The organism is Rheinheimera sp. KL1 (genome assembly GCF_001275035.1).
GTDB lineage: Bacteria > Pseudomonadota > Gammaproteobacteria > Enterobacterales > Alteromonadaceae > Pararheinheimera > Pararheinheimera tangshanensis.
Genome location: NZ_LAMX01000020.1, coordinates 17,058 through 42,831, shown reverse-complemented (window position 1 = coordinate 42,831; position 25,774 = coordinate 17,058). Strand labels below are relative to the sequence as shown.

20 protein-coding genes, 3 tRNA genes and 1 pseudogene are annotated in these 25,774 nt (G+C 46.9%); 11 read left to right on the top strand and 13 right to left on the bottom strand.

Annotation, left to right across the window (positions count from 1 at the left end):
• Window position 1: 1 nt before the first annotated feature.
• The 4 genes from WH43_RS11500 (at window position 2) to WH43_RS11485 (ending at window position 1,825) form a co-directional block, all read left to right on the top strand.
• Window positions 2-1,267: a tetratricopeptide repeat protein gene (locus WH43_RS11500; RefSeq protein WP_053424749.1), complete on the top strand. Its 1,266-nt coding sequence runs from the start codon at window positions 2-4 to the stop codon at window positions 1,265-1,267.
• A gap of 292 nt (window positions 1,268-1,559) precedes the next feature.
• A tRNA-Ala gene (locus WH43_RS11495) sits at window positions 1,560-1,635 on the top strand.
• Between the two features lie 16 nt (window positions 1,636-1,651).
• Window positions 1,652-1,727, top strand: a tRNA-Glu gene (locus WH43_RS11490).
• 22 nt (window positions 1,728-1,749) lie between these two features.
• A tRNA-Ala gene (locus tag WH43_RS11485) sits at window positions 1,750-1,825 on the top strand.
• 167 nt (window positions 1,826-1,992) lie between these two features.
• Here the strand turns inward: WH43_RS11485 and WH43_RS11480 are convergent.
• The gene (locus WH43_RS11480; RefSeq protein ID WP_053424748.1) at window positions 1,993-2,598 is read right to left on the bottom strand and encodes an arylesterase; all 606 of its coding nucleotides are present in this window, start codon (window positions 2,596-2,598) and stop codon (window positions 1,993-1,995) included.
• Between WH43_RS11480 and WH43_RS11475 the strand changes: the two genes are divergently transcribed.
• The 3 genes from WH43_RS11475 to WH43_RS11470 are packed head-to-tail and all read left to right on the top strand — an operon-like array spanning window position 2,597 to window position 5,782.
• Window positions 2,597-3,313: an ABC transporter ATP-binding protein gene (locus WH43_RS11475; RefSeq protein ID WP_053424747.1), complete on the top strand. Its 717-nt coding sequence runs from the start codon at window positions 2,597-2,599 to the stop codon at window positions 3,311-3,313. The two genes, WH43_RS11480 and WH43_RS11475, sit on opposite strands and share 2 nt — an antisense overlap.
• Entirely contained in the window at window positions 3,303-4,157 is an 855-nt protein-coding gene (locus tag WH43_RS21215; protein WP_286049688.1) for an ABC transporter permease, read from the top strand. The genes WH43_RS11475 and WH43_RS21215 overlap by 11 nt, the downstream gene beginning before the upstream one ends.
• Complete coding sequence (locus tag WH43_RS11470; protein ID WP_286049687.1) at window positions 4,097-5,782, top strand: ABC transporter permease; 1,686 nt, start codon at window positions 4,097-4,099, stop codon at window positions 5,780-5,782. Before WH43_RS21215 ends, WH43_RS11470 begins: the two co-directional genes overlap by 61 nt.
• On the opposite strand, the gene WH43_RS11465 is transcribed toward WH43_RS11470, so the two are convergent.
• The 4 genes and pseudogenes from WH43_RS11465 to WH43_RS11450 all read right to left on the bottom strand — a co-directional run bounded on the left by WH43_RS11465 (window position 5,773) and on the right by WH43_RS11450 (window position 9,132).
• Window positions 5,773-6,666, bottom strand: a complete 894-nt coding sequence (locus tag WH43_RS11465) for a TIGR01777 family oxidoreductase (RefSeq protein WP_053424746.1) — start codon at window positions 6,664-6,666, stop codon at window positions 5,773-5,775. The genes WH43_RS11470 and WH43_RS11465 overlap by 10 nt on opposite strands.
• A 77-nt stretch (window positions 6,667-6,743) precedes the next feature.
• Window positions 6,744-7,136, bottom strand: coding sequence for a lysozyme inhibitor LprI family protein (locus WH43_RS11460; RefSeq protein ID WP_053424745.1), 393 nt, complete (start codon window positions 7,134-7,136; stop codon window positions 6,744-6,746).
• A complete protein-coding gene (locus WH43_RS11455) occupies window positions 7,133-8,455 on the bottom strand; it encodes an ATP-binding protein (RefSeq protein WP_053424744.1) in 1,323 nt (440 codons plus the stop codon). Before WH43_RS11455 ends, WH43_RS11460 begins: the two co-directional genes overlap by 4 nt.
• Window positions 8,456-9,132 (bottom strand): annotated as a pseudogene (locus WH43_RS11450) (response regulator transcription factor).
• Window positions 9,133-9,502: 370 nt separating this feature from the next.
• Between WH43_RS11450 and WH43_RS11445 the strand changes: the two are divergent.
• Window positions 9,503-9,817, top strand: a complete 315-nt coding sequence (locus WH43_RS11445; RefSeq protein WP_053424743.1) for a ComEA family DNA-binding protein — start codon at window positions 9,503-9,505, stop codon at window positions 9,815-9,817.
• 17 nt (window positions 9,818-9,834) lie between these two features.
• Here WH43_RS11445 and WH43_RS11440 read toward each other — a convergent pair whose 3' ends face one another.
• The 8 genes from WH43_RS11440 to WH43_RS11405 all read right to left on the bottom strand — a co-directional run bounded on the left by WH43_RS11440 (window position 9,835) and on the right by WH43_RS11405 (window position 19,652).
• Window positions 9,835-11,058 (bottom strand): EAL and HDOD domain-containing protein, encoded by a 1,224-nt coding sequence (locus WH43_RS11440; RefSeq protein ID WP_053424742.1) that lies wholly within the window; start codon window positions 11,056-11,058, stop codon window positions 9,835-9,837.
• 143 nt (window positions 11,059-11,201) lie between these two features.
• Window positions 11,202-12,743, bottom strand: coding sequence for a sodium/proline symporter PutP (gene putP, locus WH43_RS11435; RefSeq protein WP_286049692.1), 1,542 nt, complete (start codon window positions 12,741-12,743; stop codon window positions 11,202-11,204).
• A 116-nt stretch (window positions 12,744-12,859) separates the two neighbouring features.
• Entirely contained in the window at window positions 12,860-14,500 is a 1,641-nt protein-coding gene (locus WH43_RS11430) for a BatD family protein (RefSeq protein WP_053424741.1), read from the bottom strand.
• On the bottom strand, window positions 14,494-16,311 hold the full coding sequence (locus WH43_RS11425; protein WP_053424740.1) for a VWA domain-containing protein: 1,818 nt from the start codon (window positions 16,309-16,311) through the stop codon (window positions 14,494-14,496). Before WH43_RS11425 ends, WH43_RS11430 begins: the two co-directional genes overlap by 7 nt.
• Window positions 16,301-17,293: a vWA domain-containing protein gene (locus tag WH43_RS11420; RefSeq protein WP_053424739.1), complete on the bottom strand. Its 993-nt coding sequence runs from the start codon at window positions 17,291-17,293 to the stop codon at window positions 16,301-16,303. The genes WH43_RS11425 and WH43_RS11420 overlap by 11 nt, the downstream gene beginning before the upstream one ends.
• The gene (locus WH43_RS11415; protein WP_053424738.1) at window positions 17,293-17,760 is read right to left on the bottom strand and encodes a DUF4381 domain-containing protein; all 468 of its coding nucleotides are present in this window, start codon (window positions 17,758-17,760) and stop codon (window positions 17,293-17,295) included. Before WH43_RS11415 ends, WH43_RS11420 begins: the two co-directional genes overlap by 1 nt.
• Window positions 17,747-18,688: a DUF58 domain-containing protein gene (locus WH43_RS11410; protein WP_152342836.1), complete on the bottom strand. Its 942-nt coding sequence runs from the start codon at window positions 18,686-18,688 to the stop codon at window positions 17,747-17,749. The genes WH43_RS11415 and WH43_RS11410 overlap by 14 nt, the downstream gene beginning before the upstream one ends.
• Before the next feature lie 10 nt (window positions 18,689-18,698).
• Window positions 18,699-19,652: an AAA family ATPase gene (locus WH43_RS11405; protein WP_053424736.1), complete on the bottom strand. Its 954-nt coding sequence runs from the start codon at window positions 19,650-19,652 to the stop codon at window positions 18,699-18,701.
• Window positions 19,653-19,863: 211 nt separating this feature from the next.
• Between WH43_RS11405 and fadI the strand changes: the two genes are divergently transcribed.
• The 3 genes from fadI to WH43_RS11390 all read left to right on the top strand — a co-directional run bounded on the left by fadI (window position 19,864) and on the right by WH43_RS11390 (window position 25,630).
• Window positions 19,864-21,174, top strand: a complete 1,311-nt coding sequence (gene fadI / locus WH43_RS11400; RefSeq protein WP_053424735.1) for an acetyl-CoA C-acyltransferase FadI — start codon at window positions 19,864-19,866, stop codon at window positions 21,172-21,174.
• The gene (gene fadJ, locus WH43_RS11395) at window positions 21,174-23,297 is read left to right on the top strand and encodes a fatty acid oxidation complex subunit alpha FadJ (RefSeq protein ID WP_053424734.1); all 2,124 of its coding nucleotides are present in this window, start codon (window positions 21,174-21,176) and stop codon (window positions 23,295-23,297) included. The genes fadI and fadJ overlap by 1 nt, the downstream gene beginning before the upstream one ends.
• A 239-nt stretch (window positions 23,298-23,536) precedes the next feature.
• Entirely contained in the window at window positions 23,537-25,630 is a 2,094-nt protein-coding gene (locus WH43_RS11390; RefSeq protein WP_053424733.1) for a S9 family peptidase, read from the top strand.
• Window positions 25,631-25,774 lie beyond the last annotated feature (144 nt).

Below are 25,774 nucleotides of genomic sequence, written 5' to 3'. Positions count from 1 at the left end.
TATGAAGAAAATAAGTAATCTTACTTCAGCGTTGATCGTATTAGCCAGTTTTGGTGTAACAACTCTGGGCTCTTATGCTGTAGCAGCTCCGGATCCTGCAAAAATTGAAGCGCGGAAAAACCGCAAATCAAGCGCTGTAGGTGAGAAAGTTGGTAAAGCTATCGCAAAAGCTTATGAACTATACGGTGCAGAGAAGTTAAACGAAGCTATCGCAGCCTTGCAAGGTGTGGAGTCAAGCAACGAGTTTGACATGGCGTACTTAAATCGTTTTTTAGGCAACATGTGGGCCGCGAAAGACGAGAAAAAAGCCATAGGCTACTTACGCAAAGCAATAGCGCCTGATGTATTAAGTTTTACAGATCAGGCTGCTGCTTATCGCTTGTTAGCTGACTTGCTGTTAAGCGACAAGCAATACAATGAAGCGATCAAAACCTATAACCAGTGGTTAGATTTCACTGGTGAAAAGGATGGGAACGTTTATCTGCGTATTGCCAGTGCTTATATGGAAACCAAGCAATATCAGAAGGTCATTGAACCTGCTGATATGGCCATTGCTCTGCAAGATAAAGCTAAGCCAAATGCTGGTCCTTACACCTTGAAGTTTTCAGCTTATTACGAGATGAAAAACAACAAGAAAGCGATCGAAGTATTAGAGACCACAGTGAAACTTTTCCCTTCAGAAAAGCGCTGGTGGACTTACTTGGCTCAGTTTTACAGTATTGAAGAGCAATACGAAAAAGCTTTGGTGACATTAGAAGTTGCAGCTATGCAAGGTATGCTGGATTCAGCGAACGAGTTTAAGTTGTTAGCTCAACTGTACTCTAACGCGAACGTGCCTTACAAAGCAGGTACTACACTGGAAAAACATATTAAGTCTGGTTTAATCAAAAAAGATAAAACTATGCTGAACAGTATGGCCAGTTCGTTCCAGGCTGCTCGTGAAATGGACAAAGCCGCTCAGTATTACGGTGAGTCAGCTCAGTTAGACAACGATGGTGATGCTTATCGCCGTCAGGGTTCTTCACTGATCCTCGCTGAAAAATACTCTGCAGCCGTAGTTGCTTTGAACAAAGCGCTGGACGCTGGTGTAAAAGCTAAAGCTCCTGTGTACCTGGCTCTGGTAGAAGCATACTTCTATCAGAACAAGTTTAAAGATGCGTATCAAGCCGTTCAGAAAGTGAAAGCGGATCCTAAGTTCGGCCGTCAGGCTGCAAGTTGGGAAAGCTACATTAAAGAACGCGCCAGTAAAAACAACGTGTCTCTTTAAGCGTTAAAAAAACCTGCCCAGGCAGGGTTTTTTCTTTCTTGTCATCATCCTCACTATTCTTTTCTATACTTACACCGCTATCCTCATGCTTATATGCCACATTAGAGTTCAGGACTGGGGCGGGGCAGCTATGTGCTTTATTTTGCTGTAATTTGCTGCTTGAATCATCACTTAGTTTAAAAAATACGCGAACAGTAAAGGCTTTCCAAAAAACTGTTGACACCTTTGGCCTCGGCCCCTAGAATTCGCCTCGTCTTGTAGGGGATTGTTTAGCAACCTCTGTAATTGGTGTGGGGCTATAGCTCAGCTGGGAGAGCGCTTGCATGGCATGCAAGAGGTCAGCGGTTCGATCCCGCTTAGCTCCACCAAAGATTTTGTTCCAGTGTCCCTTTCGTCTAGAGGCCTAGGACACCGCCCTTTCACGGCGGTAACAGGGGTTCGAATCCCCTAAGGGACGCCACTTCAGCGTTACATCTGCGAGTGGGGCTATAGCTCAGCTGGGAGAGCGCTTGCATGGCATGCAAGAGGTCAGCGGTTCGATCCCGCTTAGCTCCACCAAACTGAAAGACCTATCAAGCTTCGCATCTTCATCATAATCTCAACTACTTAACACTTCAGCCTCCGTTCGCTGCTGACATATTCTCTATTGTGTCTTTACAGTTCAAGGCTGCAAAAAAAGCGGCTTAAAAGCCGCTTGCTGACATTCCTCAAACTTGGTTACATCTTTATTCTAGACTCGATACCAAAGGTAGCATTAAATCTGTGATCACGGGCTGGGCTTCCAGATTCGGATGTAATCCGTCGGCTTGCATCCATTGCTGTTTTAACGCTATGGTCTCCATAAAGAAAGGCCATAGCGGGATCTGCTGCTGTTCTGCAATTTTTGGATATAACTCAGTGAATAATTTAGTGTAACGTGGGCCATAGTTCGGTGGAATACGTATTTGCATTAATACAGCCTTGCTTTGTTGCTGCTTTATTTGTTGTACCATGGCATTGAGATTGGCTTCCAGCTGGGGAATAGGGAAACCACGCAGACCATCGTTGGCACCCAGTTCAATCAGCACATAATCGGGTTTGTGTTGTTCGAGCAGGGCAGGTAGGCGAGCCAGACCTCCACCTGAGGTTTCGCCACTGATGCTGGCGTTGACCAGTGTCCACCCCGTGTTCTGTTCTTTCAGCTTTTGCTGAAGCAGATACACCCAACTTTGTTGTTGGCTTAACCCATAACCGGCGCTCAGACTATCGCCCAGAATTAACAGCGTTTTGGCTTGCACTGCAGCTGCGGTGAAACACAAGACCAAAAGCATAACGTAGATGAATCGAATCATGAAAACACCTGTACCTCATATTGTTGCAAAAGATGTTGTGAAGAAAGTTCAGCTTACCGGATCTGAGCTTACCATACTGCAAAATATCGACCTTAGGATCAATCAAGGCGCGACAGTTGCCATAGTTGGAGCTTCGGGTTCAGGTAAGTCTACTTTATTAGGTATTTTGGCAGGTTTGGATCAGGCAAGTTCAGGGGAAGTGTACCTGGCAGGTCAAGCGTTGCATCAACTTAGTGAGGATGAACGTGCTGAATTAAGAGCACGCTCTGTTGGTTTTGTGTTTCAGTCGTTTTTGTTGTTACCCAGCTTGACGGCATTAGAGAATGTTACCTTACCGGCAGAGTTGGCTGGTATGCCTGATGCTCGGGCCCGTGGTCTGGAGCTATTGGCTCAGGTTGGGTTAAGCCACAGAGCCGATTTCTTTCCTAACCAGATGAGTGGAGGGGAGCAGCAACGAGTCGCTATAGCCAGAGCTTTTATTACCAAACCCGCTGTGTTGTTTGCCGATGAGCCTTCGGCCAATTTGGATAGTGCGACAGGTGAAAAAATAGAAGATTTATTGTTTGAACTGAATGAGCAGCAAGGTACCACTTTAGTCCTGGTGACGCACAATCATGAGTTGGCTCAGCGTTGCCAGTTCAGATTTCAGATGCATGCAGGCCACTTAACGGCTGATTTAACTCAAGCTACAGAGGATCAACGTCATGTGGGGTAAAATAGCCTGGCGGCTGTTCTGGCGTGAGTTAAGCCGTGGGGAATTATGGGTCATAGCCTTTTCACTATTTTTAGCTGTGCTGACTGTGGTGAGCTTATCCGGTATCACCGAATCTGTCCGTTCTGCTTTGTATCAGCGTAGCGCTAATTTTGTTGCTGCCGATCAAATTCTGCGCTCCAGCGTTGGCTTTAATGAACAAGTGCAACAACAGGCTGACGAGCTTCAACTGCGGTCATCGCGGCAGGTGCAGTTTAACTCTATGTTATTTGCCAAAGATTTGATGCAGCTTGTTTCTGTTAAGGCAGTTTCTTCCGCTTACCCGCTGCGAGGTGAATTGAAATTAAGTGCTTCGCTGACCGACGCTACGGCACTGGCCTCTTTGCAACCCCATCAGTTGTATCTTGAAAGCCGTCTTTACAGTTTGCTGAACATTAAAGTAGGCGACAGTCTGGAGTTGGGTGAAAAAGTATTTACTGCAGCAGGTGTTATTGTGGCTGAGCCTGATGCACCCTTGTCTGTATTTGGCAGCTCGCCACGGGTATTGATGCATTTGGATGATGTGGCCGCGACAGGAATTATTCAGCCAGGCAGTCGGATCAGTTACCGCTTAATGTTTGCAGGTTCCCAGCAAGATCTTGAATTACTGGAAACACAAAGCAAAGAACTGCTGGGACCACAAGACAGATGGCAGAAAATGGACAGAGAATCCGCCATAGGCGGCGCTTTGGATAGATCAGAGCGGTTTTTATTGCTATCGGGATTACTTGGCATAGTGCTGGCCGCTTGTGCCGCAGCAGTAGCCGCGATCGGTATAGTCAGCGCCATGCCCGCTCTGTCGCTGTGATGAAAGCATTGGGTGCTTCGACCACCCTGAGCAGGAAGATTTACGGCAGTCATTTGCTTTTTGTCGTGTTATTCAGTGTGAGTTTTGGTTTGCTGGCAGGTCAGTTGCTGGTACAACTGAGTCAATGGGGCGTTGGATTCTGGATGCCTGAGTATCTGGCAGAATTTAGTGTCCGCCCTTTAGGTTTAGGTGTGTTAACTGCGGCTATTTGTGCTGTGTTGTTTTCGGCCAGGCCATTATGGCGTTTAGCTGCTGTACCAGCGTTGAATGTGTTGCGGGAAAAACCCGATCAATTGAAATTTGATCCAGTGCATTTAATCAGTGGCTCTGTCGCCATTTGGTTATTGATGTGGCTTTTTAGTGGTGATATTTGGATCAGCAGCTGGTTATTTGCGCTCTGTCTGGTATTTGCCGCTTTGTTGATGGGGTTTGCTGCCGTATTGGTGCGGGTAGCTAAACCCATGGCTGCAGGGCAAAGTAGTGCGTTACGACTGGCTCTGGCCAATTTACGCCGCAGGTTATGGCCTAATGCGTTCCAGTTGATCACCTTTAGTCTGGCTTTATTTTTAACTCTGTTGCTGTATTTTTTACGCTCTGAGTTGCTGGACCAATGGCAACAGCAGGTGCCTGAAGGCGCGCCGAATCAGTTTCTGGTGAATTTAACGGAGCAAGATAAAACCTCATTGCAGCAGCTGGCCGCTGAGCACAAACTCAGCCTGACTGACTTTTATCCTATGGTTAATGGCCGGGTCCTGGCGGTTAATGGTGAGAACTTTGCCGATGAAGCGACAAAAGAAAAACCTGAGCAGCGACAAGGTGTTGGACGTGAGCTGAATTTGACCTGGTTAACACAAATGCCGGACAACAATAAGCTGGAGAGTGGGCAATGGTTTACCGCGCAATCTAAAGCTGAAGTGTCGGTTGAGTCTCAAATGGCGGAGCGTTTACAGTTAGAGCTTGGTGATACCTTGCAGTTTTCTGTCGGTGGTCAGGTATTCGATGCAAAAATAAGCAGTATTCGTAAAGTGGACTGGAACAGTTTGCAGCCCAACTTCTACATGGTGCTGTCGCCTGATCTGATGCAGGGGTTTCCTGCCACTTATATCACGGCGTTTTATCTGGATATGTCAGAACAAGACTTGTTGAATCAGATAGTGCGACAATTCCCTACTGTCAGTCTGATTTCTGTTGATACCATCTTAAAGCAGGTCAATGACATTATCAGCCAGGTGTCTGTGGCCTTAACCTTTATTCTAATTCTGGTGTTTGCATCAGCAGTGCTGGTATTAGTTGCGCAGGTGCAGGCGACGTTGGAGCAACGCGAGCAGGAGCTGGCTATTCTGCGCACTTTAGGTGCGAAGTCGGTGTTCTTAAAATCTGCCTTGTTGTATGAGTTTGCTGCGTTGGGTGCTTTGGCCGGACTATTTGCAACAGTGCTTGCAGAAGTTCTGCTTGCTGTAGTTCAGCAGCAATTTTTTGACTTGCCTTACAGTCCACACTGGAGTTTATGGTGGTTAGGCCCTGTGTTAGGTGTCGGATTAGTCACCGCATTAGGTGCATGGCAGGTTAGGCTTTTACTGAAAATGTCCGGTAGCACCTTGTTACGTCGCGCCCTTCAAAATTGAAGGGCGTTTAAAGCTTCTTTCAGCTGTGGATGGTGAAACTCAAAGCTATTGTCCAGCAGTCGTTTCGGCTGTACGTTCTGACCGAATAACAGAAGATCAGCCATCTCGCCAAAAGCCAAACGCAGCACAAAAGCAGGCACTGTAAAAGGTGCCTTTTTACCAAAACGTTCAGCGAGCAACTGACTAAACTGCTTGTTAGTAACAGGGCGGGGTGCTGTGGCATTAAAAGGCCCACTTAAATCATCTCGGTACAGTAAAAAATCGATCAGGCGCACCATATCGTCCAGATGGATCCAGGACATAAACTGCTTGCCATCACCAATAGGACCGCCCAACCCAAGCTTAAACAGCGGTAGCATCTTGCTAAGAGCACCTCCTTTGCTACTCAGTACTATGCCAGTACGCAGTATACAGACTCTGGTGCGCTCACCGGCTGCACGTTGTGCCAGATTCTCCCAACGTGCGCAAATATCATGGCTGAATTCAGGATAAAAAGAACTGTGCTCCTCTGTAACAATCTGGCTACCCTGACGGCCATAAAAGCCAATGGCAGAGCCGCTGATCAACACTTTAGGTGGGGTAGTACAGTGCTGAATTTTTTCCACTAAAGCTTCGGTGATTTGCCAGCGACTTTGACAGATTTTTTGTTTTTGCGATTCACTCCAGCGCTTGTCGGCAATAGCTTCGCCAGCCAGGTTAACCACTGCATCAAGCTGATTAAAATCTATCTCATCAAGAGACTGATGATAGCTGGCGTCAATGGCTAAAATTTCTCTGGCTTTGGCGACGGAACGGCTGAGAATAACCAACTGGTGTTGGTCTTGCCACTGTGCAACAAGGGCTCTACCAATCAGCCCTGTCGCTCCTGTAATTAAAATCTTCATCCGTATCTCCGTATCGATAAGTGACTGAATACAGCCAAGTATAAGCACTTATATACGGTTGTGTGGCATATTGTGGTTTAGTCTGATGTCGCATTAACGTGCTTTAAAAACTCGATACGTTGTTTCAGGTGATACAACTGGCATTGTTTGTAAGAGACGCTTGCCGTGTGATTATCGGGCAACTGACCGACAAATTGCCAACGACAGTCCTGTTCAGTATAAAGCTCGAAGCTTTGACGGGCTTTATTAAATAATTTCAGACCATCTTTACGACCCGTGCTGCTGGCTTGTTCTTCCAGTTTAAACAGATGGTTATTTTCCCAACTGGTTAGCTCTCGCCTGGTCTGCTGCAGTTGTTGATCCAGACACTGCATATAGTCAACTTTGTTCTGCTGCTGCGGATCACAGTTTTGTTGGGCACTGAGCGGGAATGCGCTGATGACGGTCAAAAGTAGCAACGGTTTGATCATTTAATGCCTGACTCCGGAAAGCGTATAACAAAACGGGCGCCCCCTAATGGACTTTGAGAGACCTGCAGTTCACCTGAGTAGGATTTTACCAGTTCAGAGACGATGGAAAGGCCTACGCCATGCCCTTCTTTGTAGGTATCTAAGCGGGTGCCTCGCTCGAATAGTTCTTTTCTTTTATTTGTCGGTATACCAGGGCCGTCGTCTTCAATATCCAGCTGCAAGGGTTTACCAAAAGCACTGATCTTTACTTTGTGATTGCAGGCTTTGCAGGCGTTATCCAGCAGGTTACCCAGAATTTCCATTAAATCCGTTTCATCACCCCGAAACACCACCTGATCTGTGCACTGGATTTCAATCTGACAGCCTTTATCCCGATAGATCTTGCTTAAGGCCTGTTCCAGTTTATCAATCAGCGGTTTGACTTTGATTTGTTTATGCCACAAATCCTGGCCTGAACTGGAGGCGCGTTTGAGCTGATGTTCTATCATGCCGGTAATACGATCCAATTGTTCACGCAATTCAGGTTGCTCTGACAGTTTTGAGGTACGCAGCACCGCTATAGGTGTTTTTAACGCATGGGCCAGATCACTTAAGTGATGACGATAACGCTGCTTTTGTCTGTTTTGATTCGCCAGCAACAGGTTTAAATCTTCTTTGATTTTATTTAGTTCTGAAGGATAGTCGTGCAGCAGTTGCTCTTGCTGACCACTTTCCAGTTTATGAATTTCTTTATCCAGAGAGGTCAGAGGCTTAGTGATCCAGTAATACGCCAGCAAGGTCAGACCTATCAGGACCAAGGCTATGCCAATAAACCATTGGCTTAAGGTTTTCCGGAAAGCTTTTAACGGCTCTTGCAGCAGTTGATCATTCTGCACAACATGAATAGTCAACGGCAGAGTGTTATCACCCAAATCAAACAGCACTGAAAAAGACAAGACCCAGTATTTTTGCTGATACTGTTCCATCAAAACAAATTCGTGAGATGCGGGCAAAATTTGATGGGTTGGAGGGTCAAACTGCTGATTGATTGACGAATCGGACTGCCAGAGCAATTCGTTTTCGCTGGTAATAAAAGCAGCAAGCCCTGAATCAGGGCGATAAAAATCTGGCGGCAGCAAATTATTACTCAATTCCACTTTACCATCTTTAGGCTGAACTTCGGCCAAAATGGAGTACATGTGCACTTCGAGTTTTTGCTCAGTGCTGGTCAGTAGTTGGGTATAAAAAGCCTGCTCTATCGCAAAAAACGAACTGGGCAATAAAAAGAACAATAAAAACAGGCTGATAATACCCTGACGAACCTTGAGCGATAACTGCATTTAGCTAACTGCCATAGTGAAACGGTACCCACGGCCACGTAAAGTTTCGATAGGTTTTAATTCACCATCCGGGTCAGTTTTTTGCGCAGACGTAAGACAAAAACCTCAATTACGTTACTGTCCAGATCAAAATCCTGATCATAGATATGTTCGGTCAGCTCGGTTTTAGAAATCACTTTATTTGGATTATGCATAAAGTACTCCAGCACTTTGTACTCATAAGCGGTCAGACTGACTTCATCTTCACCTAACCAAACCTGTTGAGTCCTGCTGTTCAGTCGGACCGGGCCTGAATGCAGCATCGGATCAGGTTGACCTGCAGCGCGGCGTATCAGTGCATTAATACGAGCCAGCAGCTCTTCGGTATGAAAAGGTTTGGTCAGATAGTCATCCGCACCTGCATCCAGACCTTGTACTTTCTCCTGCCAGCTACCACGAGCCGTCAATACGATAACAGGGGTCTTAATGTCATTTTGCCGTGCTTTACGAATAAGACTCAGCCCATCCATTTTTGGCAGACCAATATCAATAATGGCCAGATCATAAGGGTACTCACTTAACTTAAACCAACCGTCAGCACCATCATGAGCTACGTCTACACTAAATTGCTGCTGCACCAAATGTTCGCGAATTTGTTCCGCCAATAAGCTCTCGTCTTCAACAACTAATAAACGCATGGGACTTCCTTTTAAAATGGGCAAAGACAAAGTGGTGTTATGCTAAATCACTCTGCCAGTTGCAGCAATCCTTAACATCAGACAAATCGTTGAAAGTGTAAGAGCCAGGCTCTGAATTGCGGCTGAACACCTTTAGTCGTCTTGATTGAGGTCATGCTGTACTTTCGTCTTACTGCACCTTTCATTAGGAGATTTTTTGTTTTTAAAATGTAAAAATAATGATGCAAAAAGTTGTCTTTTAGCTATCTTTATTGACGAGGTTGCAACTCAAAGTAGTTTCTTTGTCTTCGTTTACCGGATTGTAGTTACTGACAACAACCTTCAGCAACACAGTGAGAGGGCAAGAAACTGTTAAAAGGAGAGAACTGTGATGAAAATCGCACTCGTTGCAGCAGTCGTGGCCAGCCTGGCCTGTGCAGTTAATCTGACCGTAGCTCAGGAACTGGCGAAAGCCCCTCTGTCTGTTCCTGCCGCAGCCAAAGTGGCTGATAAAGCCAAGCTGAATATTAATCAGGCTTCGATAGAGCAGCTGGTTGCTGTGCCTGGTATAGGCGAGAAGAAGGCGAAGGCTATTAAAGACTATATCAGTGCAAATGGTCCGATCAAAGACCAAAAGCAGCTGACAGAAGTCAAAGGTATTGGTGATAAATTAGCCGCTAAAGTAGCGGAGCACGTCAGTTTTTAAGCCGAAAAAGGCGCTCGTCAGTGGTCGCCGAGCGCTTTCATTTGTTCGTTAGCCCATTGTACTGCCGTATGGTAAGCATCAGGTACAGACTTACTATCGAGTTTGAGTGACAAGATCAATGAATTGGCATCATCCCAGGCCGCTTGCTCGTAAAACTTAATCAATTGCAGAAATTGCGCCATAGGCCCTATGCCGTCGATCAGCGCGTCTTTGATGTCTTTGGACAGTGGCAATTTACTCATCACTGAGCTCATTGGCTCATCCAGGATCGCATCTATCAGTGACATCATACCGGTTAAAAAAGCTTTGGATACCTCAGCAAAGCCTGCAAGGACAGCAATATCCTCGGCAAAACGCGCTCTGGTCATCGCCAGTCGCATCAGTTCTGCAGGTTTATCACTGCTGATTTGAGCCGTAAAAAGTACAGATAAAAAACGTTTCAGCTCAGCCTGACCTAAAACCACTATAGCTTGCTTAATAGTCGCTATGTCTGTGCGTCGTTTAAAGACCGCGGAGTTGGTGTAACGCAGTAGTTTATAAGAGAGATGCACATCGCGTTCAAATACGCTGGTGATGGTATGCAAATCCATCTCCGGTTTTGCTGTTTCATACAATAGCTCAGCCAGTGTCATTTGTGCTGGTGATAAAGCACGGCTTTGCATCATTTCCGGACGCGAAAAAAAATAGCCCTGAAAATACTCAAAACCTAAGTCCAGTGCCTGCAAAAACTCTTCGTTACTTTCTACTTTTTCGGCCAACAGTTTGATGTGAGGAAAGTCTTTAATGGCCGCTTTGATTTGCATAATGATATCAAGGCTGGTGGCACGAAAATCAATTTTAATGATATCGATCAGAGGGTAAAAATGCCGCCAAACCGGCTGATGAATATAGTCATCCAGCGCCAGAATATAACCTTGAGCCTTTAGCGATTCGCATTCTGCTAATAAACGTTTTCCAGGCTGCACTGTTTCCAGTATTTCGATCACCACTTGTTCGCAGGGCAACATCGAAGGATATTTCTTCAGCAAAGAGTCAAGCGTGAAGTTAATAAAGCCAGGCTTATCGCCCAAAAACTCATCCAGCCCTAAATTCAGCTGACTGCCTTCAATCATTCTGGACGTCGCTTCGTTGCTGTCTACTTCGGGAAATACGTTTTCTACACCATCCCTGAACAACAGCTCATAGGCAAACAGGTTTTTATCTTTATCCAAAATAGGTTGGCGCGCGGTGTAAAAATACATAAATCCCTGAACAGCGAAACAGAAGTCATGCTTCAATGTAGCAAAGATCTATGGGAAATGACTACGGTCCTGCAGATTTTTTCAAAGGCCATATCAGAACAATATCGGGCAATCCATCAGGGGGATCGCCCGAACGCTGATACTCAGTTATTTTCTAACTTATCAGATACTTGTTGAAACAAATTACTTACTTCTGCTGTAGGGGTCGACGTGGCCAGACTGACAAGCCAAGTCAGGAGAGTGGAAATAAATACGCCGGGGATCATGGCGTAGAGGAAGTCATTTAATTGTTTGCCATCAATTTGATAAGGACTATAGGCCCAGAACAAGACAGTTAAGGCTCCTGCGCCTATACCAGCCAGGGCGCCCCAATGATTCATTCGTTTCCAGTACAAGCTCATCAATACGACAGGACCAAAAGCTGCACCAAAGCCTGCCCAGGCGTTGGCAACCAGACCTAAGATGGAACTGTTGCTGTCAAGCGCGAGCAGGATAGCGACAAGAGCTACAGCAAATACTGAAACTCGACCAATCAACACCTGCTGTTGATCCGTCGCTGCTTTGTGCAGGAAGGTTTTGTAGAAATCCTGTGTTAACGCGCTGGATGTCACTAATAACTGCGAAGAGATGGTACTCATAATAGCGGCCAGAATAGCAGCTAATAACAAGCCACCTACAAATGGATGGAACAACACTTGCGACAACAGGATAAAAATAGTTTCCGGGTCTTTCAGCGGCATTTGGGTTTGCTGCACATAGGCGATACCGACAAAACCTATGGCCATGGCGCCTAAAATAGAAATAATCATCCAGGACATGCCAATACGACGGGCTGCTTTAAAATCCTCCACTGAGCGTATGGCCATAAAACGCACTATGATATGAGGCTGGCCAAAATAACCCAGACCCCAGGCCAATAAAGAGATAATGCCAAGCACACTGGTGCCGGTGAATAAATCCAGATGTTTGGGGTTCAGTTGCTCTATAGTCGCAAACATCTGACTTGGCTGGTCTAAGGCACTAAATGCAACGAGTGGCACCATCACCAGCGCAATAAACATAATCATGCCCTGAACAAAGTCTGTCATGCTGACGGCTAAAAAACCACCCAGCAGGGTATAGGCAATCACAACGCCTGCAGTCAGAAACAGACCAAACTCATAATCCAGACCAAAAACTTCATCAAACAACTTGCCGCCTGCCACCATGCCGGAAGAGGTGTACAAGGTAAAGAATACGACGATAACTAAAGCTGAAACCAGACGTAACAGCCGTGTTGGATCGGCAAAACGATTTTCCAGATAGTCGGGTAGGGTGATGGAATCTTTGGCTAATTCGGTATAGACCCGAAAACGGGGGGCGAGCAGCATGTAATTGAGATAGGCACCAATGACTAAACCCACCCCAATCCAGATTTGAGAGATACCCGCCACATACATGGCACCAGGCACCCCCATCAGTAACCAGCCACTCATATCAGAGGCGCCGGCCGACAAAGCAGTGACTGCAGGGCCTAACTTACGACCTCCGAGCATATACTCAGACAAATTACTACTGGATTGACGATAGGCGTACAAACCTATTGCCAACATAGAAAGAAAATAAATAGATAAAGCTAAGATGGTTCCCGTGGCCACAGTCGTTCTCCCAGATTGGTCTTTTTTATAGTTATAAGGCTGGCGCATGCTACCAATAGCAGCAACCAACAGCCAGTTTTTTAAGGCAGACCACCAAAGTGCTGCTGCCAATCACGGCTGATCTCCAGAGTGAACAAAAGTTTTTCTCAAAACCTCAACAGGCTCTAGTGTGGATAGAGCTCAGGCAGCGCTGATGAAGCAGTGGCTTTTTCCAATACTAGTTTTGACCAGCAAATCCACAAGGCTTTCCCTTGCCAGCTTTGCTGCTTTTTCTGATACAGCTGTTGGTTTAACAGCTGTAATTGCTCTGCAAAAGCCGGATCTTTACACCAGTCAGCTAATTCAGTTAATGAGGCAGGTGGGCGGCCGAATTGCTGTTCTGCCCATAGCATCAGCCACTGTCGTGCTGCAGGTGCATCATTGTTATGGCAAGCATTCTGCAACTTTTTGGGATTTGCTTTGGCTATATCTGCAGGCTGAATAGTTGACTTGGCTACAACTTTTGTTGGTCTGAACCAAAGCAATACAGCCACAGAGCTCAGCCAGAGCAGACTGAGCAGCGTGCTGGTGTGGTTCCATTGCCACGGATTTTCCACTGCAGTTCCACTTAAGGGCGGTTGTGCTGTTGGTATAACCACAGGTGCTGCATTTTGTTGGGGTAATTCAGGATTCAACTTCACTGTTAAGCGCTTTTCCGGCAACGTGGCGTAATGCACTGAGTTGGTCTTTTTGTTCCACCAGGGCAATTTCACCTCTGGCAAAACCAGTTCACCAGCTTGATTGGCAACGACTGCCATGCTGAATACTTTTTGAGAGACCAGGGTGCCATTGCGTTCGGCTTGCTTGGCATGAGGTTGTTCTTTATAAAGTTTTACACCATCAGGAGTGTCAAGAGTTAAATCCGGCAACTGGTGCTCTGCCACATCCAGCGCTGTGATGGTAATAGTGCGGGTGACAGGCTCGCCTTGAGTGAGCTGATCGGTTGCCGGACTCCATTCTTCATTCAGGCTGACCAAATCAGCGATGAGCCAGTCGCCAGGGAAGTTATGCGGTTTCGCCGCTACCTCAATGGTTATGTCATTGGCCTTAGCACTGACCGCTTTGGTTTGAGCAAAATAGTCATAACGACCAGAGTTTCTGTCGAGCATTTCACCGCTGAGGACTGAGCCTGGCAGCACAAAAGTGCCACTGCGCTCAGGGAGCACACGGTATTGACGGGTAAAGGTGCGGTAACGTTCTCCGTTCACCAGCTCAGAACCTTCTTTATCTTTACCCAGTTGCTCGATGCTCAGACCTTCTACTTTGGGCTCACTCAGCGAGCCTCGCTGTAAGTCGCCCTGAAAAAAGATTTTTACTTCCAGATACGCCAGCTGCTGCACATAAAGCTGAGTGCTATCCAGACTACTTTGTAAAAACAGCTGAGCGTCGTTATCGGTTTGAGTCTGCGCTGAACCTTCGACCACTTCGACTTCAATAGCCGTGGAACTAACACCTTCAATCTCAAAAGATGGAATGATAAAAGTGCCCTGTTGTTTGGCCTTGAGTAACAGACGCCAACTGGTAGTACGGCTGGCTTTTCCATTGACGATTTGCATTTGCTGGCCGAGCGAAGGACCCTGCACCAGAAAATCTTTATCCAATACGGAAAAATCAGGCTGAGTGGCAACCTGATCATCGGCGACCAACTCCAGCACCGCTGTTTCACCTAGTAACAAAGGATTCTTATCCAAAGATACCTTTAATTCAGTCAAGGCCCAGGCAGGACTACTTAGTATTAACAACAGGCAGAACCACTGCTTTACCATTCTTCAACAACTCCGGCTGGTGGTTGGTCATAACGACGTTTTTGATATTCAATCGCCATCTTGCGACGCAATAACAACGAAGGGTCATCTTGCACTTTGCGCAATAGATTATCCAGTTGCTGACTTTGTTCAGCATTAGCATTCGGCCAGGCTTGCGAAATAGCCTTTTGTTGCTGAGTTTCTTTGTTGTCTTTGTCTTGTTCTGCCTGTTCTGAAGCTTGTTGCTGCTCTTGTTGTTTTTGCTGTTGTTCAGTTTGACCAGGCGGCTGATCTTTTTGTGAAGCGGCATCATTACCTTGTTCAGCAGACTGCTGTTCAGAGGATTGCTGCTCTTTTGATTGTTGTTTTGAACCCGAACCTTCAGCTTTTTCTCCGGACTGGTCGCCTGATTGCTCTTCTTGCTGCTGGTCCTGCTGCTCGCCATCCCCTTTTTGTTGCTGCTGTTGCTGCTTTTGCTGTTCCAGCGCTTTTTTCACCGTATCCAGGTTTTGCTGCGCTTTTTCAAACTGTGGATTTTTTGTCAGCGCTTGCTCGTAGGCCTCTATCGCCTGCTGGTACTTTTGTTGCTGTGCCAGGCTATTGCCGAGGTTATAAAGCGCATCTGCAGTATCCAGCTGGCGATAAGACTGCTCAGCTGCGGCATAATCCTGCGCTTTATAGGCGGCATTGCCTTTCCATAAAGGGTCTTCAAAACGCTGCCAGGCAGTTGCGTAATCGCCTTGCTGATAGGCTTGTTGGGCTTTTTGTTGTTGAGTTTGCCACAGGTCACTCCATTCAAAAGCTTCAGCCTTTGGCATAAAAAGTACCAGTACAAATACAGTCAGCGCACCACGTTTGTGTAGCCATAAAGCGAGTGGGAGCAATAACCAGACCAGATAAACCGCATTGTCCTGCCATTGATCACCAAAAAGTTTTTGCTGATCGTCACTGTCTGCTTTTTTATCCAGAGGTTTTAATGCCAACAGGGCCTGAATATCGCTCTCTTCTGAACTTGCTACTGCAAACACTCCGGAGCGCAACTCTACCAATTGTTGCAACTGCACCAAAGGAACTCTGGGAAGGACAATTGCGCCCTGACGGTCTTTTAACAACTCACCATTGCTTAACCGCACCGGCGCTCCTTGTGATGTGCCAAAAGCCAGCACAGACAAGCGGTGGGGAAAGTTATCCATCAGTTCACGTAAGCGGGTGTAGTCAGAGGAAGCAAAGCCGTCGGTAAAAAGCACCACATCACCTTGCAGATAACCCCCTTGTTTTAAAAGCTGGTCAGCTAAGAGCAGGGCCGCCTCAAGATTAGAGCCCTGCACCGGCATGATATCGGGGCTGAGTTCGGGCAAAAGCAGCCGTACGTTATTGTGATCCTGAGTTAAAGGGGATATCACAAAAGCGTCACCGGCAAAACTGACCAAAGCCAATTCACCTTCTTTAATACCATCGATATAGTCCAGCGCTTTAAAACGGGCCTGAGTAAAACGGTCCGGCGATAAGTCTGTGGCACGCATCGACATCGACATATCCATCAGGATCACAGTGGCTTTTTTTAGTTGAAACACCGGCTGCGGTAAACGTTGCCAACTTGGTCCAGCCAGAGCTATCAAGCTAATCAGCCAGATGAGCAACAATAGCCACAGTACAGGTTTTTGTTGCTGCAGAGCAGGCGCTGTTAACAGCTCTTTTTGCAAATGGGGTGCTATCCAATGTTGCCAGGCGCTTTGGGGGCGACGTAGTTTGGCAAATAAGCCCCAAATCAGCACAGTGGGGAGCAGCAACCAGAAATACTCTGGTCTTAACCAGTGAAAATCAGCCCACATTTTTAAATCTCCCAGACCATTGGATCTGGCCCAAGGCAAGCAACACAGAGCAAAACAATGCCGCTAATAAGGGCCAGTGCAACAGACTTTGTTGTGGTCTGTAACTGATTTGGTCGCGTTCTATAGGTTCTAACTGATCCAGCAGTTTATAAATTTGTGCCAGTTCTGCTAAATCCCGGGCCCGGAAATACTTGCCTCCTGTTTCTTCTGCAATTCGGGTCAGCAGTACTTCATCCAAATCCTGCGATGGGTTAATCAATTGGCGGCCAAAAATGCTTTGTTGCACCATTTGTTCTGCACCGACGCCTACAGTATAAATTTTTACTCCAGCCGCTTTAGCCAGTTGCAAGGCCTCCAAGGGTTGGATCACGCCTGCAGTGTTGGCGCCATCACTTAATAAAATCAGTACTTTGTTTGAGGTTTCATAGGTGTTTAAGCGTTTTACAGCTAAGCCTATGGCTTCGCCTATCGCAGTACGTTCACCGACCAAGCCCCGAACCGCCTCATCCAACATGGTTTGAATAGTGGTTAAATCATAAGTTAAAGGGGTTTGTTGATAAGCGGCGTCACCAAATAAAATAAGACCTATCCGGTCGCCCTTACGCTGCTGAATAAAGTCGCTGACCACCAGCTTGACGGCCTGCAATCGGTCAATGCTTTGCCCCTGATGTTGCATATCACTGATGGCCATAGAACCAGATAAATCCAGCGCTAACATTAGATCCCGGCCTTGTTGTGGCAAGGTCACGGTTTCACCCAGCCATTTAGGTTGAGTGGCACTGAGCACTAAAAAACACCAGCATAGAAGTGCGAGTAAAGTTTTAACAGAGCGGGGGGCTTTGCTGGCTAAGCCAGAATTTTGACCGCTAGCCTGAATTAAGGCTTTGTGTTTGAGCGGGCTGCCTTGTTGCTGAGTTTTACGTCGTAGCAGCAAGGGCAGAGGCAGCAGGATCAATAACCAGGGGAAGCTGAATTCAAACATCAAAGCCGCTCCAGCTGTTTGACACAAACTTTATGTAGCCACCGTGTAGCAAACTGCAGATAAGCGGAAAAATCGCCTTCTGTGGGCGCTGATTTATACAACAAGCTTTGTAGATCAGGTAACGATTGTTGTGGCAATTGCTGCTGTAAAAAATCCTGCCATTGCTGCACAGGCGCAGATAACACCGGATGTCGTGGGCTGTAGCAATGCACCAGTCGTTTTAATAGTTCGTTTAATTGCGCACTCTGCTCTGGCCTGTTGATCAGGCGCAACTCTGCTTTTGCCTGGCGTAAAGGTAAGGCTTTTTGCCATTTTTGCCATTTTTGCCAGAAAAAACGAAAGCCATAAGCCATGAATAAAACAACCAGCACAGCGAGCAACCACCAACCTGGCGCCGGTGGCCAGAAGGTATTGAGCACTGGTTCCTGTATATCAGCTAACGCCAGTTGCGGTTCAGTGTTCGCCATCAGGCCAACTCCTGTTTAATTGTTCAATTAAAGGCAAAGCAGCGCTAATTTCCAAATAGCGGCAGTTCAGCTTTTTTAAATTCAGTTGCAAGGCTTGTTGCCACTGGCTTTGTTGCTGCTTGTAACTGTCTTTTAAGCTCGATGAGCCCAAGTCCAGAGTTTTGAGTTGCTGGCCGTCAGTCACTGCAGCTAAACCTGAAGCGGACAAGGGCAGTTGTAAATCCAAAGGGTCGGTAATATGCACACAACGAATTTCATTATGCTGGCGCATAGCTTGTAAGTGGCGCAAGCCTTGTGCGTCAAGTGCGCTGAAATCTGAGATCACAAAAAGAAGTGATCCAGGACGGGCTAAACGACGCATTAAACCTAAAGCATGATTAAGATTGGATTCTGCCGCCATCCCCTGGTGTTGCTGAATTTTAATCAGCGCATTTAAATAGCGTAATACCGCCTGGCTGCGTGCCGCAGGTTTAAGCTCCAGCAGTTGCTGTTCACTGAAGACCAGACCACCCAATTTGTCGCCGGTTTCGCGCACATGCCAGGCCAATAAAGCGGCTAAATGTGCTGCCTGCACTGACTTAAGCAACAGTTGTGTGCCAAAGCGCATCGACTCGGATAAGTCCGTCAGGATAAAAACCGGTCGCTCTTTTTCTTCACGAAATAATTTAGTGTGGACTTTGCCGGTGCGGGCTGTGACACGCCAGTCGATGGTGCGCACGTCATCACCGCTCTGGTAATGTCGTACTTCATCAAACTCCATACCCCGGCCCTTGCTGCGAGCCAGATAGGAGCCTGCCAACTTACTTTGAATGGCCATTTTTGGGGCTAAATCCAGCAAAGCATGGTGGCGCTGATAGGTCAGCAGTTGCGGTAAATCCAGATGGATACCGTCTGTGGCCAGTTGTTCAAGCTGAAGTTGGGTATTCATCAAAGCCACATCAGGCAACCGGAACCAGTTTTAAAATCTCTCTGAGCACATCATCTGTGCTTAAACCCTGAGCTTCGGCATCGTAGGTTAAAATCAGACGATGACGTAACACATTAAAAAATACCGCCTGAATATCATCAGGTATAACAAAATCACGGCCTTCTAACCAGGCTTTAGCGCGGGCGCAGCGCTCCAATGCAATACTGGCGCGTGGACTGGCACCATAAGCTATCCATTTCGCCAGTTGCTCGCTATAAGCTTTGGCGTTTCGGGTTGCCATCACCAACTGCACTATGTAGTTTTCCAGACTTTCGGCCATATGCAGTTTTAAAATGTCCTGACGGGCGGCAAAAATATCGGCCTGACTGATAGGGCTTAATTTGGCTTTGTCATGGGCTAAAGCTTCACCGCGGGTTAAACGCAGGATAGCCAGTTCAGTGGCTGCATCCGGGTAATCGACTTTCAAGTGCAATAAAAAACGGTCCAGTTGAGCTTCAGGTAACGGATAAGTACCTTCCTGCTCCAGCGGGTTTTGTGTCGCCATGACTAAAAACAGCTCAGGCAAGGCATAGGTTTTGCGGCCTACAGTAATTTGCTTTTCCGCCATCGCCTCTAACAAAGCCGACTGCACTTTAGCCGGTGCGCGGTTAATTTCGTCGGCCAGAATAATATGATGAAACAAAGGGCCGGCCTGAAACTCAAATTGACCTGTTTCAGGGCGATAGATATCTGTGCCTGTTAAATCGGCTGGCAATAAATCCGGCGTAAACTGAATGCGGTGAAAACGGCCTTCAACGCCGTGGGCCAGCGCATTCACCGCACGGGTTTTAGCTAAACCTGGTGGGCCTTCCACCAGCAAATGACCATTGGCCAATAACGCCAACAAAATACCTTCCGTCAGCGCATGCTGACCTAAGACCTGACTGTCCAGATAGTCTTTTAAAGCGGAGAATGCCTTTACCATAATACTCACTACTGTTTTTTAGTTATCGTCATGACTTATTGTTGTTTGTTTTCCAAGCAGTTAGCTTGAAAAAAAGCTAGGCTAAGACCACTTGCTTTTATATAAGGTTCAAGACGTTTTAAAACAAGTGTTTTAATTTGTCTAATCTCTGGTTACAATCAAAAGCAACTACAGGTCAGACCTGTCACGAGTCACATTAAGAGGATTGTTCATGGCTGCGCCAATACAACTTACCACACGTCAGGGAGACCGTATCGCCATAGTGCGTGGTCTGCGTACTCCATTTGCAAAACAAGCCACCGAATTCCATGGTGTTTCAGCACTGGAGCTGGGCAAGCTGGTGGTGAACGAGCTGCTGATCCGCAGCGAGCTGTCGCCCAAGTTAATAGACCAATTGGTTTTTGGTCAAGTTGTACAGATGCCGGAAGCGCCAAACATTGCCCGTGAAATCGTATTAGGTACGGGCATGAACGTGCATACCGATGCCTTTAGTGTGACCCGTGCTTGCGCCACCAGTTTCCAGTCTGTGGTCAGCGTGGCTGAAAGTATGATGGCAGGGCACACTGAAATTGCCATCGCCGGAGGCGCAGATTCAAGCTCTGTTTTACCTATTGGCGTCAGCAAAAAATTAGGTCGTGCTTTGGTCGATTTAAACAAAGCCAAAACTTTTGGTCAGAAGCTGGCGATTTTCCGCCGTTTAGGTTTAAAAGATTTATTGCCAGTACCTCCGGCAGTAGCGGAATACACCACGGGCTTGTCTATGGGCGATACGGCTGAACAAATGGCCAAAACTCATGGCATCAGCCGTGCCGATCAGGACGCATTAGCGCACCGTTCACACAGCTTAGCCGCCCAAGCCTGGAAAGATGGCCTGTTAAAAGATGAAGTGATGGCCGCTCATATTGAGCCGTACAAAACCTTCCTTGAAATCGACAACAATATTCGTATGGATTCCAAACTGGAATCGTACAGCAAGTTAAAACCAGTGTTTGACCGCCAGTTTGGTACTGTCACAGCAGCGACCAGCACGCCTTTAACCGATGGTGCATCCGCTGTATTGATGATGACAGAAAGCCGCGCTAAAGCCATGGGTTATGAAGTGCTGGGTTATATCCGCAGCTACGCTTTTGCCGCAATCGATGTGTGGGAAGATATGCTGATGGGCCCATCTTATGCGACGCCAATTGCTTTGGATCGCGCCGGTTTGAAGTTATCTGACTTAACCCTGATTGAAATGCACGAAGCTTTTGCTGCTCAGGCGCTGGCCAATATGAAAATGTTTGGCAGCAAAACCTTTGCCGAGCAAAAACTGGGTCGAGCAGAGGCCATAGGTGACATCGATATGGCGAAATTTAACGTCATAGGCGGCTCTTTAGCTTATGGTCATCCTTTTGCCGCGACTGGTACCCGTTTAATTACCCAGACTTTAAATGAATTAAAACGCCGTGGTGGTGGTATTGGTTTAACCACAGCCTGCGCGGCAGGTGGTTTAGGCGCAGCTATGATTGTGGAGACTGAATAATGACTCAGCCTACTTTTACTTTAACAGTCCGACCTGATCAGATTGGTGTGATCAGCATGGATGTGGCAGGCGAGAGCATGAATGTGCTCAAAGCTGCTTTTGCTGATGAGATTAAATCTTTATTAAGCGAAATTAAAAACAACAAAGACATCAAAGGTTTGGTGATTATCAGTGGCAAAGCTGATTCCTTTATCGCTGGTGCTGATATATCGATGCTGGATGGCTGCACTACAGCGCAGCAAGCTGAAGACATTGGCCGTATGGGCCAACTGGTGTTTAACCAGCTTGAAGCTTTAGCTATTCCGTTAGTAGCCGCTATTCATGGCCCTTGTTTAGGTGGTGGTTTAGAGCTGGCTTTAGCCTGTCATGCCCGTGTCGCGACAACAGACAACAAAACTGTATTGGGTTTACCTGAAGTGCAGCTGGGCTTATTGCCAGGCAGCGGTGGTACTCAGCGTTTGCCTCGTCTGGTTGGCATTCAAAAAGCATTGGATATGATTTTAACCGGCAAACAGCTGCGTGCTGCTCAGGCGAAAAAAATCGGCTTAGTGGATGCTGTAGTGCCTAAAAGTATTTTGCTGGAAGCTGCAGTGCAATTAGCACTGAAAGGCAAACCAGCGGCACGGGATGTCAAACTAAATTTTGTCGGTAAAGTGCTGGAAAAAACGCCTTTTGGCCGCGCCATTGTGTTTAGTCAGGCTGAAAAACAAACTTTAGCCAAGACGCATGGTAATTATCCTGCGCCGCTGAAGATCCTCAAAGCCATTAAAGCTGGTGTGGACGGTGGTTTTAATAAAGGCCTGGATGTGGAAGCCAAAGCTTTTGGTGAGCTCTGCATGACCAGCGAGTCCAAAGCCTTACGCTCGTTATTTTTTGCCACCACTCAGATGAAAAAAGAGACAGGGGCAGGGGATGTGCAGCCGCGTAAAGTGCGCAAAGCCGCTATTTTAGGTGGTGGTCTGATGGGCGGTGGTATCGCCAACGTTACCGCTACTAAAGCTGGTGTGCCGGTACGGATTAAAGACATTAGCCAGCAGGGTATTTCCAATGCAATGAAATACAGCTACAGCCTGCTGGAGAAAAAGCTGCGTAAACGTTTTGTCACGAAGACTGAAGTGCAAAAACAAATGTCCTTGCTGACCGGAACCACTGATTACAGCGGTTTCCACGATGTGGATTTAGTGGTCGAAGCTGTGTTTGAAGATTTAAACTTAAAACAACAGATGGTCGCTGATATCGAAGCCAATTGCTCAGAACATACGGTTTTTGCCAGCAACACCAGTTCATTGCCTATAGGCCAGATCGCAGCCAAAGCGGCTCGCCCGGAAAATGTCATTGGTCTGCATTACTTCTCTCCTGTGGATAAAATGCCACTGGTCGAAGTGATCGCTCATGACAAAACCTCGGCTGAAACTATTGCGACTACTGTGGCTTTTGCCCGTAAGCAAGGTAAAACGCCGATCGTCGTGAAAGACGGTGCAGGTTTTTATGTCAACCGTATTCTGGCGCTGTATATGAACGAAGCGGCTAATATTTTGCTTGAAGGCGAACCTGTGGAAGCGCTGGACAAAGCGCTGGTGAAGTTTGGTTTCCCGGTCGGTCCTATTACTTTACTGGATGAAGTGGGCATAGACGTAGGCGCAAAAATATCGCCTATTCTGCTGAATGAATTGGGTGAGCGTTTTACTGCACCAGCGGCTTTTGACCGCTTACTGGCCGATGGCCGTAAAGGCCGTAAAACTGAAAAAGGCTTTTACCTGTACGGCGCTAAAGCCAAAGGCAAAAAGCAGGTCGATGCTTCAGTCTATACAGTGCTTGGTTTAAACCCTGCAGCTAAATTAAGCGGCGATCAAATAGCGCTGCGCTGCACAGTGCAAATGCTGAACGAGGCCGTGCGCTGCTTAGAAGAAGGCATTATCAGCAGCGCCCGTGACGGTGATATAGGCGCTATCTTCGGTATCGGCTTCCCGCCGTTCTTAGGCGGCCCTTTCCGTTATATCGACCAAATGGGGGCCGCCACTTTAGTTGCTCACCTGCGCAGCTTTGAGAGTCGTTTTGGCGCACGTTTTGCCCCAAGCAAACTCCTGTTGGAAAAAGCAGAACAAAACACGACTTTTTATTAAGCCCTCCTTTGCCCCGCAAAAGGCTTCTTATTGACAGAAGCCTTTTCTTTTTCTGCCGCGCTACTGCTGCTTTGCTGCTGCATTGTTTTGTTACATCTTATTCGTCGTATCAACTGTTCTTGCTGTGGTTGTAAAACTGCTGTTGTGTTAACGTTTTGTTGTTTTTAACCACTCAGTCCAACCACAAAAGAGAGAAAAATATGCCTAATCCGGTCGGTATCCTTGGTTATGGAGTTGTTATGCTCAGCAGTTTTCAATTGATGGCTGCTATGCCATCTGCAGCCCCTGTGGCACCAGTCAAACCTTATGTCGTGAAATCAGAACATGGCGACAGGCAAGACCCTTATTATTGGCTGCGGGACGATAAACGACAGGCTCCTGAAGTTCTGGATTATCTCAACGCAGAAAATCAGTATTACCAGCAGTATGCAGACCAATACAAAACACTGAGCAAAACTTTGGCTGATGAAATTATTGGTCGCGTTAAACAAGACGACAGTACAGTGCCTGTGGTGAAGGGAGATTACTCCTACTACACCCGCTATGAACAAGGCAAAGAGTATCCGATTTATGCCCGTAAGCCCAAAGCAGGTGGTGCTGAACAGGTGATGCTAAACGTCAATGAGTTGGCTAAAGGCAAAGATTTTTATCAGATAGGCAACTATCAGGTGAGTCCCAACCAACAGCTGCTGGCTTATGCAGAAGATACTTCAGGCCGTCGCAATTACACGCTCAAAGTCCGGGATTTACGTACAGGCAAAGACTTAGACACGGCTATTACTGGGGCTGAAGCCTCTATCGCCTGGTCGGCAGATAACAGTCAGCTATTTTATATTGAAAAAGATCCGCAAACTTTATTAGGCACTAAAGTTCGTCGTCATACCCTGGGTCAGGCAGTGGCCAAAGATGAAGTGCTGTACGAAGAAAAAGACAGCAGTTTTTACATGGGCGTCGGCAACAGTGCCGATGATAAGTTCGTCGTGATTTGGCTCGGCAGCACAGTATCCAATGAAATGCTGGTGCTTAAATCTGACGATAGAAAAGGAAAGTTCACTGCGATAGCCCCGCGTCAACGTGACTTCAAATATGAAGTGGAACATATAGATAACCGCTGGGTCATTATGACCGACTGGGATGCGCCTAACTACCGCCTGATGACGGTCAACGATGACCAGATTGGTGATCGCGACCGCTGGCAGCCGCTGCTTGCGCATGACCCGGATGTGTTTATTGATTCCTTCCAGCTTTTTACCGACTATCTGGTGATTAACGAGCGCAGCAATGGTTTGGACAGAGTGCGTTTGATGCCATGGTCCGATCTAAGCAAAGTGGTGTATGTCGAATCCGACGAAGCGGCTTACGTGGCGAAAACTGACAACAATCCAGAGCAAAACAGCCAATGGCTACGCTACAGCTACACCTCTCTGACGACTCCACCTTCTGTCTATGAAATGCATATGAAAACAGGTGAAAAACGTTTGTTAAAACAACAGGAGGTTTTAGGTGGTTTTGATAAAAACAATTACCAGACAGAACGTGTTTGGGCCAAGGCCAAAGACGGTACTCAAATTCCGGTCAGCCTGTTGTATAAAAAAGGTCTGAAAAAAGATGGCTCAGCCCCTTTGTATCAATATGCTTATGGCTCTTATGGGATCTCAAGCTCTCCATCCTTTCGAAGTACAGTGATCTCTTTAGTCGACCGGGGTTTTGTTTACGCTATAGCTCATATTCGTGGTGGTCAGGAAATGGGCCGCAGCTGGTATGAAAACGGCAAGCTGCTGAAAAAGGTCAACACCTTCACCGACTTTATCGACGTGACTGATTACCTGGTGGCAGAAAAATACGCTGCGAAAGATAAAGTCTTTGCGATGGGCGGCAGTGCAGGTGGCTTGCTAATGGGCGCTATTGCTAATATGGCTCCGGATAAATATCGTGGCCTGGTGGCTCATGTGCCTTTTGTCGATGTAGTGACTACTATGCTGGATGAGTCTATTCCACTGACCACCAACGAGTTTGACGAGTGGGGCAATCCAAAACAAAAAGTTTATTACGACTATATGTTGTCCTATTCGCCCTATGATCAGGTGAAAAAACAGGCCTATCCTGCCATGTTAGTCACTACAGGCTTGCACGACTCACAAGTACAGTATTTTGAACCGGCGAAATGGGTCGCTAAGCTGCGTACTGTCAAAACGGACCAGCAGCCTTTATTGTTCCGCACCAATATGGAAGCGGGCCATGGCGGCAAATCTGGCCGTTTCTCACGCATGATTGAAATTGCTGACGAATACGCTTTTATCTTGTCACTGTTGCCGGCAACTCCTGCCTCTTAATTAAGCAGATAACCAAAAGGCGCCGCAGTTGTTGCCGGCGCCTTTTTTATAACCCTGACTCAGACTTTCGTCGCAATTGTAGTTATTTTTCGAAGCCAAGCTCAGTTCAGTCTGATATAGTGCGGCGGTTTTTTACGCAGAGTT

Bases quoted from the DNA above. Each gene is read 5' to 3' on its own strand.
- WH43_RS11500 (WP_053424749.1), top strand. From the start codon at position 2: ATGAAGAAAATAAGTAATCTTACTTCAGCGTTGATCGTATTAGCCAGT.
- WH43_RS11475 (WP_053424747.1), top strand. From the start codon at position 2,597: ATGAAAACACCTGTACCTCATATTGTTGCAAAAGATGTTGTGAAGAAA.
- WH43_RS11480 (WP_053424748.1), bottom strand. From the start codon at position 2,598: ATGATTCGATTCATCTACGTTATGCTTTTGGTCTTGTGTTTCACCGCA.
- WH43_RS21215 (WP_286049688.1), top strand. From the start codon at position 3,303: ATGTGGGGTAAAATAGCCTGGCGGCTGTTCTGGCGTGAGTTAAGCCGT.
- WH43_RS11465 (WP_053424746.1), bottom strand. From the start codon at position 6,666: ATGAAGATTTTAATTACAGGAGCGACAGGGCTGATTGGTAGAGCCCTT.
- WH43_RS11460 (WP_053424745.1), bottom strand. From the start codon at position 7,136: ATGATCAAACCGTTGCTACTTTTGACCGTCATCAGCGCATTCCCGCTC.
- WH43_RS11455 (WP_053424744.1), bottom strand. From the start codon at position 8,455: ATGCAGTTATCGCTCAAGGTTCGTCAGGGTATTATCAGCCTGTTTTTA.
- WH43_RS11445 (WP_053424743.1), top strand. From the start codon at position 9,503: ATGAAAATCGCACTCGTTGCAGCAGTCGTGGCCAGCCTGGCCTGTGCA.
- WH43_RS11440 (WP_053424742.1), bottom strand. From the start codon at position 11,058: ATGTATTTTTACACCGCGCGCCAACCTATTTTGGATAAAGATAAAAAC.
- putP (WP_286049692.1), bottom strand. From the start codon at position 12,743: ATGCGCCAGCCTTATAACTATAAAAAAGACCAATCTGGGAGAACGACT.
- WH43_RS11430 (WP_053424741.1), bottom strand. From the start codon at position 14,500: ATGGTAAAGCAGTGGTTCTGCCTGTTGTTAATACTAAGTAGTCCTGCC.
- WH43_RS11425 (WP_053424740.1), bottom strand. From the start codon at position 16,311: ATGTGGGCTGATTTTCACTGGTTAAGACCAGAGTATTTCTGGTTGCTG.
- WH43_RS11420 (WP_053424739.1), bottom strand. From the start codon at position 17,293: ATGTTTGAATTCAGCTTCCCCTGGTTATTGATCCTGCTGCCTCTGCCC.
- WH43_RS11415 (WP_053424738.1), bottom strand. From the start codon at position 17,760: ATGGCGAACACTGAACCGCAACTGGCGTTAGCTGATATACAGGAACCA.
- WH43_RS11410 (WP_152342836.1), bottom strand. From the start codon at position 18,688: ATGAATACCCAACTTCAGCTTGAACAACTGGCCACAGACGGTATCCAT.
- WH43_RS11405 (WP_053424736.1), bottom strand. From the start codon at position 19,652: ATGGTAAAGGCATTCTCCGCTTTAAAAGACTATCTGGACAGTCAGGTC.
- fadI (WP_053424735.1), top strand. From the start codon at position 19,864: ATGGCTGCGCCAATACAACTTACCACACGTCAGGGAGACCGTATCGCC.
- fadJ (WP_053424734.1), top strand. From the start codon at position 21,174: ATGACTCAGCCTACTTTTACTTTAACAGTCCGACCTGATCAGATTGGT.
- WH43_RS11390 (WP_053424733.1), top strand. From the start codon at position 23,537: ATGCTCAGCAGTTTTCAATTGATGGCTGCTATGCCATCTGCAGCCCCT.